Annotated in this window: 10 protein-coding genes and 1 pseudogene; 10 read left to right on the forward strand and 1 reads right to left on the reverse strand. The window is 63.2% G+C overall.

The window, feature by feature from the left end; translation table 11 throughout:
- The 6 genes from VF497_RS01940 to VF497_RS01965 all read left to right on the forward strand — a co-directional run.
- On the forward strand, positions 1–1,146 hold a 1,146-nt coding region (locus VF497_RS01940; RefSeq protein ID WP_330885709.1), incomplete at its 5' end, for a M20/M25/M40 family metallo-hydrolase.
- Between the two features lie 127 nt (positions 1,147–1,273).
- Positions 1,274–1,789: a DUF1993 domain-containing protein gene (locus tag VF497_RS01945; RefSeq protein WP_330885711.1), complete on the forward strand. Its 516-nt coding sequence runs from the start codon at positions 1,274–1,276 to the stop codon at positions 1,787–1,789.
- A gap of 23 nt (positions 1,790–1,812) precedes the next feature.
- A complete protein-coding gene (locus tag VF497_RS01950) occupies positions 1,813–2,901 on the forward strand; it encodes a sterol desaturase family protein (RefSeq protein ID WP_330885714.1) in 1,089 nt (362 codons plus the stop codon).
- Positions 2,902–2,956: 55 nt separating this feature from the next.
- Positions 2,957–3,313, forward strand: a complete 357-nt coding sequence (locus VF497_RS01955) for an EamA family transporter (protein ID WP_330885716.1) — start codon at positions 2,957–2,959, stop codon at positions 3,311–3,313.
- 1 nt (position 3,314) lies between these two features.
- The gene (locus VF497_RS01960) at positions 3,315–3,701 is read left to right on the forward strand and encodes a DMT family transporter (RefSeq protein ID WP_330885718.1); all 387 of its coding nucleotides are present in this window, start codon (positions 3,315–3,317) and stop codon (positions 3,699–3,701) included.
- The gene (locus VF497_RS01965; RefSeq protein ID WP_330885720.1) at positions 3,691–4,908 is read left to right on the forward strand and encodes a DegT/DnrJ/EryC1/StrS family aminotransferase; all 1,218 of its coding nucleotides are present in this window, start codon (positions 3,691–3,693) and stop codon (positions 4,906–4,908) included. Before VF497_RS01960 ends, VF497_RS01965 begins: the two co-directional genes overlap by 11 nt.
- Positions 4,909–4,924: 16 nt before the next feature.
- On the opposite strand, the gene VF497_RS01970 is transcribed toward VF497_RS01965, so the two are convergent.
- Positions 4,925–7,912 (reverse strand): M14 family zinc carboxypeptidase, encoded by a 2,988-nt coding sequence (locus VF497_RS01970; RefSeq protein WP_330885722.1) that lies wholly within the window; start codon positions 7,910–7,912, stop codon positions 4,925–4,927.
- A 149-nt stretch (positions 7,913–8,061) separates the two neighbouring features.
- Here VF497_RS01970 and VF497_RS01975 point away from each other — a divergent pair, with 149 nt between their 5' ends.
- The 4 genes and pseudogenes from VF497_RS01975 to VF497_RS01990 form a co-directional block, all read left to right on the forward strand.
- Positions 8,062–9,696, forward strand: a complete 1,635-nt coding sequence (locus VF497_RS01975) for a TldD/PmbA family protein (protein ID WP_330885724.1) — start codon at positions 8,062–8,064, stop codon at positions 9,694–9,696.
- Positions 9,697–9,712: 16 nt separating this feature from the next.
- The gene (locus VF497_RS01980; protein ID WP_330885726.1) at positions 9,713–11,047 is read left to right on the forward strand and encodes a TldD/PmbA family protein; all 1,335 of its coding nucleotides are present in this window, start codon (positions 9,713–9,715) and stop codon (positions 11,045–11,047) included.
- 151 nt (positions 11,048–11,198) lie between these two features.
- Positions 11,199–11,813, forward strand: a pseudogene (locus tag VF497_RS01985) (DUF4159 domain-containing protein); the annotation flags it as partial.
- A gap of 53 nt (positions 11,814–11,866) precedes the next feature.
- A partial coding sequence (locus VF497_RS01990) for an AAA family ATPase (RefSeq protein WP_330885728.1) occupies positions 11,867–12,585 on the forward strand: 719 nt, incomplete at its 3' end.

Below are 12,585 nucleotides of genomic sequence, written 5' to 3' on the forward strand. Positions count from 1 at the left end.
GGCAGCGACAAGCTCGCCAAGCCGATCCTGCTGCTTGCGCACATCGACGTCGTTGAAGCCAAGCGCGAGGACTGGGAGCGCGACCCGTTCAAGCTGGTCGAGGAGAACGGCTGGTTCTACGCGCGCGGCTCGAGCGACGACAAGGCCATGGCGGCGTCGTTCACCGACAACCTGATCCGCTACAAGAAGTCGGGATTCGTGCCGAAGCGCAGCATCAAGCTCGCGCTGACCTGCGGCGAGGAAACGCCGGACACGTTCAATGGCGTGAAGTGGCTGATCCAGGCGCATCCCGAAGCGCTCGACGCCGCGTTCGCACTCAACGAGGGTGCAGGCGGCGAACTGGACAAGGACGGCAAGCACGTCGCGCTGCAGATCCAGGCCGGTGAGAAGGTGTATCAGGACTTCAAGCTCGATGCGAGCGACGTCGGCGGCCACAGCTCGCGGCCGACGCACAACAATCCGATCGCCCATCTCGCCGCGGGGCTGGAGAAACTGTCCGCCTACAATTTCCCGGTCGCCTTCAACCAGGCGACGAAAGGCTATTACGAGGCTGAGTCCAAGCTGTTGCCGGCTGATATCGGCGCGCAGATGAAGCTTGTGCTGGCCAATCCGAAGGACGAAGCCGCGATCGAAAAGCTCTGGGCGATCAATCCGGGCTGGAACAGCATGTTGCGCACGACCTGCGTCGTCACCCAGATCGAGGGCGGGCATGCGCCGAACGCGCTGCCGCAGCACGTCACCGCCAACGTCAACTGCCGCATCCTGCCGGGCGTGCCGATCGAGGATGTGCGCAAACAGATCGTCAGTGTCATGGGCGACGACAAGATCGCGGTCAAGCTCGCCGGCGATCCGGGTATTCAGTCGCCGCCGCCGCCGCTGTCCGAGAAGATCATGGAGCCGGTGCGCAAGGTTTCTGAATCGATGTGGCCGGGCGTCGCGATCGTGCCAACGATGTCGACCGGCGCGACCGACGGTCGTTTTCTCAACGCGGCCGGCATTCCGACCTACGGCCTGTCCGGCATGTTCCACGACGCCGAGGGCAGTCGCGCGCACGGACTCAACGAGCGCATCCGCGTGAAGTCGCTGCTGGACGGACGCAAGTTCCTCTACGAGGTCGTGAAGATCTACGCGAGCAGCGCGAACTGACGTCCTGCGCGCCACGAATGGCGCAATCCGAAGCCGGCCATGCGGCCGGCTTCGTTGTTTTGGGGAAATTTTCGTGCTCGTGAGAGAATGTGTTCCGTGTTGTTCCGTTCCATACGAAGGATTTCCCATGACCGTGTCGATCTACAGCGTTCTCGTTCCCACCGTCAATCGCGTTTGCGCCAACATGCTCGTCGTGCTGAAGAAAGGCGAGGCCTTCGCTGCGGCGAAGAAAATCGACATGAGCGTGTTGCTGAATTCGCGCCTCGCGCCGGACATGTTTCCGCTCACCCGCCAGGTGCAGATCGCCACCGACGGCGTCAAAGCCGGCGCCGCGCGCCTGGCCGGCATCGAGATTCCGTCGTTCCCCGACACCGAGACGACGCTGGCGGAGCTCGAGGCGCGCATCGCTAAGACGCTCGAATTCGTCAACGGCGTTGCGCCGGAGAAGTTCGCGGGCAGCGAGGACCGCGTGATCCATGTGCCGCGTCGCAGCGGCGATCTGCACATCAAAGGTTTGCCTTATCTGCTCGATTTCGTGCTGCCGAATTTCTATTTCCACGCCACGACGCTCTACGACATCCTGCGCCACAACGGCGTCGAGATCGGCAAGAACGATTTCCTCGGCAAATTCGAGAACGTCTGAGCGGCAACGCGCGGATTTGGGCGATGTTCGATGTCGTAACGCATTGGTGGACCGGCCTCGTGCTCTGGATCAGCGGGCACGTCGTCGTGCCAGTGCTGTCGTTCCTGCATGTCGCGCAGTTGATGGGCGATCCGAAGGACATCGCCGCGGCGGTGCTGATCGCTTTTCTCCAGCTCGCGATCATCTCGTGCATCTTCCGCCCGCTCGAGACGTTCGTACCGGCCGAGGCGTGGAAGGACCGCAAGCTGACGCGCATCGACCGCACCTTCACCTTGCTCATGGTGCTCGGCCTCAATCCGCTGTTCGCCTTCCTCGTGCTGACGCCGTTTGCGAATCTTTTCGGCGGTGGCGCGGAGGTCGGCGCGGTGGCGGAGCCAAGCGGTGGATTGCTGAGCTTTGTGCTGGGCATCGAGCAGCATCCGTATCTCGCATTCTTCCTCTACTACATCGTCTACGACCTGACCTACTACTGGATGCATCGCGCTCAGCACGCGATTCCGTGGTGGTGGGCGCTGCACAGCATGCACCACAGCCAGCGCCAGATGAATTGCTGGACCAACGACCGCGGCAGCTATCTGGACGGCGTGATGCAGTCCCTCGTGCTCGCCTCGGCCGGGCTGCTCATGGGCGTCGATGCCGCGCAGTTCGCCCTGCTCGAATTGGTCAGCGAACTCGTGCAGAATTTTTCGCACACGAATACGCGCATCGGTTTCGGCCGCTTCTTCGAACGGCTCTTCGTCGGTCCGGTCTTCCATCGCCTGCACCACATGCGTGTCGATCCCTCGCGGCCGACGCTGCACAACTGCAACTTCGGCCAGGTGCTGTCGGTCTGGGACAACCTGTTCGGCACCGCGCTGTACGGCGAGCCGCCGCGTCCGACCGGCGTCGGCGATCCCACGGTCGACGCCGACAACAGCCGCGGCGTGATCGCGATGCAGTGGGGCGCGCTCAGGCGCTTCTGGGGCGCGGTGCGCAGCGCCGACGGCTGGAAACTGCAGGAAGTCGCGTTCGACGAGCAGACGTTCAAGCCGATTCCGGTGAGTCATATGGATCTGCACGCGTTCGACCCGCATCCGGTGGAAGTTGCGACGGAGCGTGCGTCTACGGCCTGACTTGGCGGTGCATGCTCTGCGATAATCCGCGACATCCTCGTCAGCCTGGTCGCACATGTCGCTGCTCGTCTTCATCTTCTGGATGCTCAACATCTCGCTCGACACGGGCGGACATCTCGCGTTCAAGGCCGCGGCGACGCAGCCCGACACGGACGGCGAGTTTGCGCGCTGGAAAGCGATGGCGAGCCGGCCGTGGATCTGGATCGGCGTGGTCTGTTTCGTCGCCGAATTCGTCGTCTGGCAGGGATTCCTTTCGCTGGTCCCGCTGTCGCAGGGAGTGCTGCTCGGTTCGATCAATATCGTCGCGATGCTGATCGCCGGGCGCGTGTTGTTCGCCGAGAAGTTCACTACGCCGCGCGTCGCCGGCTGTGCGCTGATCGCCGTCGGCGTCGCCATCGTCGGAGTCGGCTGACATGCGCCGCTTCTATTTGATCGGCTTTCTCGTGTTGATGACGTTCGACACGATGACCCAGATCTGCTTCAAGCTCAACGCCAATCACGCCGGTCCGTTCGTGGCGGAGTTCGCCTGGTTCCTGCGCATGGTCAGTGCGCCGTGGATGTATGTCGCGATCTGCGGCTATCTCGGCTCATTCTTTACCTGGATGACGCTGCTCAAGCACGCGCCGGTCGGACCTGCATTCGCCGCTTCGCATCTCGAGGTCGTTTTCGTCCTCGCTGCTTCCTATTTTTTGTTCGGCGAACGCCTGTCGACGCTGCAACTGGTCGGCTGCGGCATCATCCTCGCCGGCATCGTCTGCCTCGCCTTCGATCCGCCCGACGAAGGGCACGATGCCGCGTAGCTTCCTCTACGAAGTGCCGCCGACCGCGGGCTTGCCGCCGCGCTTCGGTGATCTGTTGCCGTCGGCCACGCCGACGCTGTCCGCGCGAGCCGCGCAGTTCCTCGGTGTCGACGAAGTGCAGGTTGAGTGCTCGGGTACCGCCGCACTCGTCGTAGCGCTGACCGCATTGAAGCGGCAAAGCCATCGCACGAGCGTGATCGTGCCGGCCTACACCTGTCCGCTCGTCGCCATAGCGGTCGCGCATTGCGGACTGAAATTGCGCCTTTGCGATCTCGTGCCCGATGGCATCGACATGGACGACTTGCAGCTTGACGCGCTATGCGACGAGGACACGCTCGCGATCGTGCCAACACATCTCGCCGGCCGCGTCGCCGACGTGGACGCGGCAATCACCTGCGCGCGCCGTGTCGACGCGTGCGTGATCGAAGACGCCGCTCAAGCGCTCGGCGCACGATTTGCGGACGGTTCTGCTGTAGGTACGCGTGGCGACATCGGATTTTTCTCGCTCGCCGTCGGCAAAGGCCTGACCACATTCGAGGGTGGCTTGCTCGTTGCGCGTGATGCCGCATTGCGCAGGGAATTGCGCCGCGTCAGCGAGGAAATCATCCCGCGAAGTTTCGCGTGGGAACTCAAGCGCAGCGTACAACTCCTCGGCTACCACGCGCTCTATAACCCGTTCGGTCTCAAGTTCGTCCATGGCGATCCGCGCCGCCGCGCACTGCGCAACGGCGACCTCATCGGCGCGGTGGGAGATGATTTTTCGTTGGCGATTCCGCTGCACACACTTGGCACATGGCGGCAATCGATCGGAGCGCACGCGTTCGCGCGACTCGGTGAATTCCAGCACGAGTGTTTCAGGCGAGCACAATCGCGTATCGCCCAGCTGTTGGTAAAAAATCGCGCAAAATCCGATGTGCTGCTCGATCACTTCGGACATGGAACCTGGCCTTTTCTGCTCGTGCTGATGCCGAGCGAAGCAGCGCGCGACGCAGCATTGGCCAGACTATGGAGCACGAATCTCGGCGTCAGCCGCCTGTTCATCCACGCGCTGCCGGACTATGCCTATCTCGCGGACATCGTGCCGCAGGCCGACGTGCCGAATGCGCGCGACTTCGCCGCGCGCATGTTGACGATCTCCAACAGCCCCTGGCTCGATGACGCCGGATTCGAGCGCATCTGCCGCGTGCTCGAAAACACCACCGCCTGAGCCAGCGGCGAGCGACTTACAACTTGTCGTAGTTCAGGATCGCGTTGAACACGAGGCCGTAGGTACCGATCGTCTGCCCGCGCCAGATCGGATTCGTCGCGAACAGCACCACGTGGCCGCGGCCGTAACGCGCATCGACGACGGCGGCGCGTTCGGCGAGCGAAGCGCCGCCCTGCAACAATCCCGCGATCAGAAGATCGTCGGCCTCGCCGAAGCGGACGACGGCGCGCGCACGCTGGTGTTCGGGAATGACGGTCGAAGGGAAGAACGGGCCGGGTCGAGCCTGGTCGATATTGAGCGGCGTCGCTTCCCACGGTTTCGGTGCAGGCAGCTCGGCAGCCTCGGTGATGACACGGCCTTCGGCCGCGTCGGTGTCGTGCGGGCCACCGCGGCCGGTCGGGCGCTTGAAGTCCTTCGCGGTCGGCAGGCCGTCATCGCCGGTGAGCAGGTTGCTGAGCTTGAACGAGAGGCCGTCGGGGCTGTACATCGCGAATTCCTTCGCGTAGCCGTAGGTGACCGGATGCGCCTCGTCGACGGTCACGCCTTGCAGGATGCTGCCGACGACCTTGAGGTCCTTCTTCTCCGTCACCGACACGCCGGGCGCGAGGCCGACGTCGATCGCGAACTTTGCCGCATCGCCCGCGGCAAGCAGCAGGCCACCCTGTTCGACGAAATGCTGCAGGTGGGCGAGGCCGGATGCGCCGAGACCGGGGCGGATATCGTCGGTTTCGTCGATGCCCATGTTCGGCGTCAGCGCGGTCTTCTTCCACGGCTGCGCATTGCCCCACAGCGGTAGGCCGTTGAGCACGAGCTGCGAGTTGTCGGCCCCGATCGGCGCGAACAGGATCACGTCGTACTTGCCGCGCAGGTTGTCGGAGCGCGCGGCGGTCTGCGTCGAGATGTAGTCGTAGGGAATGCCGAGCTTGTCGAGCGCCTGGCGCCACCAGCCTTCGGTCTGCGTCGACAGCCAGGTGTGCATGAGCGCGATGCGTGGCGCGCCGATCTTGTGCGATGCCACGTTCGGTTCGGACGCGACCGCCCAGGCATCGAGGCCGAGTTCGCCCAGTTTTTTGGAGAAAGCCGCGTTGTCGGCTTTGCGCACGATCCACGCGCCGGCGGCGAACTTGCGGCCGGCGGCTTCGAACGATTTTTCCGCAATCGAGATGTCGGCCCCTTTGAACGCATAGCGCAGCGTCATCAGCGACGTGTCGGCGTGGTTCTCGATCAAGACGATGCTGCCGCTGCCCTGCACGCCACCGCGCGCAGGGACCGCCTCGCGCAGCGTTTCCATCGGCGCCTTGAGAATCGATGAGTCGGTGACGCGCACGACCTCGGCACCGAACATGTCGCCGAGCGCCCAGGCGGTGTCGTCGTAGGGATGCTTCTGCGGATCGTCGGGCGACCAGTACTGGCGGTCGAGCAGGGTGTCGGCGATGCGCGAGTAGGGCTGGTCCATGCGCACGATGTAGCTGCCGGCGCTGAATGTTTGTTCCGCATGCTTTGGCTTTTCGGCTTGCGGTGAGGCGTCCGTTTTCTTCGCCTCGTCTTTTTTGACGTCCTTCGCCGGCACGGGAATCATCACCGTGGTCCTGTTCTTGAGGACGCTGATTTCAACGTGCTGCAATTGAAGCACGCGAAGAAGCTGTCGTTGAGCGTCACGATGCACATCGCCGGCATCAAGCACATAGGCGATAGGTCCGGCTGCCTGGGGTTTCTCGACCGAACGCTTGCCCTTGAGCCAGAAATTGCGCAGAAAGGTTTTTTCGTTGTCGGCGAAATAATTCAGCGTAGAGAGCAGCGCGCTCTGCTGGTAATTGTTGTTGTTGCGCTGCGACCAGAGCACCTTCGGCAGCGGCGGATTTGGCCGGTACCAGGTGCGCGCGTATTCGGACGGATCGAGAATGCGCTCGACCGTGTCCGCGCCGGAGTTGCCGAATGTCTCGTAGAGCCGGCTGATGCCGTTGTGCATCGCCGCCATGAACATGAGATAGCCGGGGCTCCATGTGTCGAAGTCGCCGTGGGTGAACGCGCCCGGCATGCCGAATTTGGTCAGTTCCTGCACGTTGCTCCAGCCGAGCTGCTGCCATTCGCCGACGAGGATGGGATCGACCCAGGCGTTGTACGGGCCGTCGCCGACCGTGTTGTCGTAGAGGAACGGCACCGACTCGTGCAGATCGTGCAGCACCTGCGCGTGCCAGCCGAGATAGGTGTCGAGCACGTTGCGCGACAGCGCGAGCGTCAGCCCCATCGCGTCGCGGTTGTTGTCGTGGGCGACGTAGTGGCCCCAGTAGAGCAGCGGCGGCGGCGTCTTGCCCGGGTTGGCACGATGCCAGTTGTACAGATCAACCATGCGGTCGCGGCCGTCTGTCTCGACGACGGGCGTGATCAGCGTGATCACCTTCGAGCGGATTTTCTTGATGTAAGGCGCGTCGTCGACGGCGAGGCGATAGGCGAGTTCCATCAGCGCAGTCGGCGATCCGGTCTCGGGCGAATGGATCGTGCCGGTGATGTAGTAGACCGGCGCCGTCTGTGCGATCAGCGCGTCCGCTTTCGCATCGTCGAGGTCGATCGTGCGCGGATCGGCAAGCTGGGCAAGGCGCGCGTCATTGTCCTTGAGATTCGCTAGCAGCGCTTCGTCGGCGACTGCGACCGCGATCATCTCGCGACCTTCCTCGCTCTTGCCGATGCGGAACACCTTGACGCGCGGGCTCGTCTGCGCGAGCTGGTCGAAGTAGCGCACCACGTCCTTCGTGTACGGCAGCATGTTCGGTGCACCGGATACGTCGCCGAGCACCTTGGCCGGCGTCGGCACGGTGCTCGATGCGGGAAGATAATTCGTCAGCGGCGAGTTGAACTGCGCGCCGGTCGTGTATTGCGCGATCTTGTCCGTGTAGGCCTTGTCGATGGCCTGCTGCGGATCGCGATCGTAGATGCCGGCGTGGACGCACGTCGTCGCGGCAATTCCGGCAACAGCGGTGAGAACGAAAACGGAACGAAAGGACATGTTGGACTCCCCGACAAACGAGTTGGGAGGATAACCGGGTTAGTCAATTCCTTGCGCATGACGTTTGGCACACGACGGCAGGCGCCGGCTTTGACACCTTCCCACGGTTCGCTTTCGGCCTCGCGCCGCGCAATCACCTGGGAGGAACAATGGACAGACGAGATTTCCTGAAGATCACCGGCGCCGGCCTCGGCGGCCTCGCGCTACCCGCGTTTTACGGGCGCGTGATCGCGGCCGAGCAACTGCTGAGCGCGATCGACGTGGCAACGAAAAAGAAGCTCGCCGACGTCGCACTCAATGCGGCCAAGTCCGGCGGCGCGACCTATTGCGACGTGCGCATCGGCCGCTACCTGCGCCAGTTCGTCGTCACGCGCGAGGACAAGGTGCAGAACGTGGTCAACACCGAATCGACCGGCATCGGCATCCGCGTGATCGCGAAAGGTTCGTGGGGTTTTGCCGCAACGAGTGATCTGTCCAACGACGCCGTGGCCAAGGCCACTGCACAGGCCATCGCGATCGCGAAGGCGAACGCGCGCCTGCGCAGCGAGCCGGTGCAGCTCGCGCCGACCAAGGGCGTCGGCGAGGTGTCGTGGAAGACGCCGATCGTGAAGAACTCGATGGAAGTGCCGATCAAGGACAAGGTCGACCTGCTGCTCGGCGTCAACGCCGAAGCGATCAAGGCCGGCGCGAGCTTCATCAACTCGACCCTGTTCCTGGTCAACGAGCAGAAGTACTTCGCCTCGACCGACGGCTCCTATATCGACCAGGACGTGCATCGCATCTGGGCGCCGATGAACGTGACCGCCGTGGACAAGACGACCGGAAAATTCCGCAGTCGTCAGGGACTCTCCGCCCCGCGAGGTATGGGCTTCGAGTACCTCGACGCGAAGGCCGCGGACAAGATCGAACTGCCCGGCGGTGCAGTCGTCTACCGTAATTCCTACGACATGAAGGCCGACGCGATCGCGGCAGCGAAGCAGGCGAAGGAAAAGCTCACCGCGACCTCGGTCAAGCCGGGCAAGTACGACCTCATGCTCGATCCCTCGCACACCTGGCTGACGATCCACGAATCGGTCGGCCATCCGACCGAACTCGATCGCGTGCTCGGCTACGAGGCGAACTACGCCGGCACCAGCTTCGCCACGATCGACAAGCTCAAGGACAAGTTCAAGTACGGCAGCGACAAGGTCACGATCGTCGCCGACAAGACCCAGCCGGGCTCGCTTGGCGCCGTCGCCTACGACGACGAAGGCGTGAAGACGCAGAAGTGGGATCTGATCAAGGACGGCGTGCTCGTCAACTATCAAGTCATCCGCGACCAGGCGCACATCCTCGGCCTCAAGGAATCGCAGGGCTGCTGCTACGCCGACAACTGGTCGAGCGTGCAGTTCCAGCGCATGGCCAACGTCTCGCTGCAGCCGGGCAAGGACAAGCTCACGCCGGCGGAAATGATCAAAGGCATCGAGAACGGCATCTACATCGTCGGCGAGGGCTCGTTCTCGATCGATCAGCAGCGCTACAACGCGCAGTTCGGCGGCCAGTTGTTCTACGAGATCAAGAACGGCAAAGTGACCCAGCCGCTCGAAGACGTCGCCTACCAGATCCGCACGCCGGAATTCTGGAACTCCTGCGTCGCAGTCTGCGACGAGAGCGACTACCGCCTCGGCGGCTCGTTCTTTGACGGCAAGGGCCAGCCGGGCCAGGTCTCCGCCGTGTCGCACGGCTCGAGCACGGCGCGCTTCAACGGCGTCAACGTCATCAACACCGCGCGCAGCCTCGGCTAAGGATACGGAGCACAACATGACCATTTACAGCGAAGAACAGGCCAAGGCGATCCTCGACAAGGCGATCAAGTTTTCCAAGGCCGACGAATGCACGGCGCAGCTGACCGGCTCGAACGGCGGCAACGTGCGCTACGCGCTCAACAACGTCTCGACCAGCGGCTACGTGAGCGACGCCGACCTCGTCGTCCAGGTTGCGTTCGGCAAGCGCACCGGTACGGCGACGATCAACGCGTTCGACGACAAGTCGATCGAGGCGGTCGTGCGCCGCGCCGAGGAACTGGCCAAGCTCGCGCCGGAGAATCCGGAGTTCATGCCGGCGATCGACAAGCAGACCTACAAACCGACTTCGACGTTTGCCGAGAAGACCGCCGCGATCACGCCCGAGTACCGCGCCCAGGTCGCGGCGGACTGCATCGAGCCGTGCCGCAAGGACAATCTCGTCGCCGCCGGTTTCTTCAGCGACGAGGAAGATTTTGCCGCGATCGCCAACAGCAAGGGCAATTTCGGCTATCAGAAATCGAGCGGCATGGACTTCACCTGCACCGTGCGCACCGCGGATGGCCACGGCTCAGGCTGGGTCGCGCGCAATCTCGAAGACGTAGCCAAGTTCGACGCGAAAGCCGAGATCAAGACCGCGATGCAGAAGGCCAAGGGTTCGGTCGATGCGAAGGCGCTCGAACCGGGCAAGTACACCGTCATCATGGAACCGGCCGCGACCGCGGGCCTGATCAGCTTCATGATGTTCGGCTTCGATGCGCGCCAGGCCGACGAGGGCCGCAGCTTCCTGTCGAAGAAGGGCGGCGGCAACAAGCTCGGCGAGAAGATGTTCGACGAGCGCGTGACGATCTACGCCGATCCGTGGGACGCAAGCTCCGCCGTGCTGCCGTGGGACAACGACGGCCTCGCGCGCGAGAAGACGCCGATCATCACCAAGGGCAAGGTCGACTACCTGCAGTACTCGCGCTACTGGGCGCAGAAGCAGGGCAAGAAGGCGATCGGACAGCCCGGCAACCTGATCATGGTCGGCGGCGACAAGTCGACGATGGACCTGGTCAAGTCGACCAAGAAGGGCGTGCTCGTCACGCGCACCTGGTACATCCGCATGGTCGATCCGCAGACCGTGTTGCTGACCGGCATGACCCGCGACGGCACCTTCTACATCGAGAACGGCGAGATCAAGTACCCAATCAAGAACTTCCGCTTCAACGAATCGCCGGCGATCATGCTCAACAACATCGAGGAGATCGGCAAGCCGGTACGCGTCGGCGACAACGAATCGCCGTTCGTGATGATGATTCCGCCGATGAAGATCCGCGATTTTACCTTCACTTCGTTGTCGGACGCCGTCTGACCTGCCGTTTCAGCCCTCCCCGGAAAGGGGAGGGTTGACCGGGGATGGTGTTCACCGACGCCCGGCCATACACACCATGACCCGCGCCGAATTCCTCCGCACCGTCCTTGCCGGTTTCGTGTTCGCGCCACGCGCGCACGCAGGCGAGCCCGCCTACGACTTCTGGTTCACTCGCTTGATGTACGAATCGGGCGACTGGGATGTCGACGCGCGCATGCCGTCGAACCTTGTCGATGCGCTGATCCAGTACACGACCTTGCGTGTCGATACGAAGGAACGCGTGCTGCCGCTGGCCGATCCGCGCATGCTGACGCAGCCGTTCTGCTATCTGGCCGGGCACAAGCTGGTCGAGTTCAACCCGGACGAGCGGCGCAACTTCGAACGCTACGTGCGCAACGGTGGCTTCGTCCTCGTCGACGACTGCAACCATGACATCGACGGCCTGTTCGCCAAGTCGTTCGAGCGCGAGATGGCCTCGATCTTCGGCGAAGGCGCGCTGAAGAAGCTGCCCAAGAAGCATCCGCTGTTCGATGCCTTCTTCAAGTTCGACGGGCCGCCGAACACCGCGTTCGAACTCAACGGCTGGGGCGATGATATCGTCCACGAATACCTGAAGGGCATCGAGATCGGCGGCCGTCTTGGCGTGCTCTACAGCAACAAGGACTACGGCTGCGAATGGGACTACGACTGGCGCAACAAGCGTTTCCTCGCCGAGGACAATACGAAGTTCGCGGTCAATGTGGTGATCTATGCGTTGACAGCATAGGTTGAAGCCTTCTGCCGAAAGGAACGAAAGACAAACAACACTTGAGCAGACTGATGAACGACGCGATCACCGAACAAACCATCCAGAATCAGCTCGCCAGACTCACTGCGCTGCGCGAAGCGATCGCGCAGGTCATCGTCGGCCAGCGCGACGTCGTCGAACAATTGCTGATCGGCCTGCTCGCCGGCGGCCATTGCCTGCTCGAAGGCGTGCCCGGCCTCGGCAAGACCCTGCTCGTGCGCTCGCTCGGGCAGGCGCTCGCGCTCGACTTCCGCCGCATCCAGTTCACGCCCGACCTGATGCCGAGCGACATCGTCGGCACCGAGATCCTCGAGGAGGACCACGGCACCGGCAAGCGCTACTTCAAGTTCCAGCAAGGCCCGGTGTTCACCAACCTGCTGCTCGCCGACGAGCTCAACCGCACGCCGCCGAAGACGCAGTCCGCGCTGCTCGAGGCGATGCAGGAACGCACGATCAGCTATGCAGGCACCACGTACGTGCTGCCCATGCCGTTCTTCGTGCTCGCGACACAGAATCCGCTCGAACAGGCCGGCACCTATCCGCTGCCCGAGGCGCAGCTCGACCGCTTCCTGCTGCATATCCGCGTCGACTACCCGGACGAAGCCGAGGAGCGTGCGATCCTCGCCCAGACAACCGGCGGCCCCGGCGCCGAGATCAGCGCCGTGATGAGCGGCGAGGAAGTGATCGCCTTGCAGAAGCTCACGCGTGAAGTGCACATCGGCGACGACGTGCTGAGCTGGATCACACGCCT

It is taken from the genome of Rudaea sp. (genome assembly GCF_036383415.1).
In the GTDB taxonomy this organism is placed as follows: domain Bacteria; phylum Pseudomonadota; class Gammaproteobacteria; order Xanthomonadales; family Rhodanobacteraceae; genus Rudaea.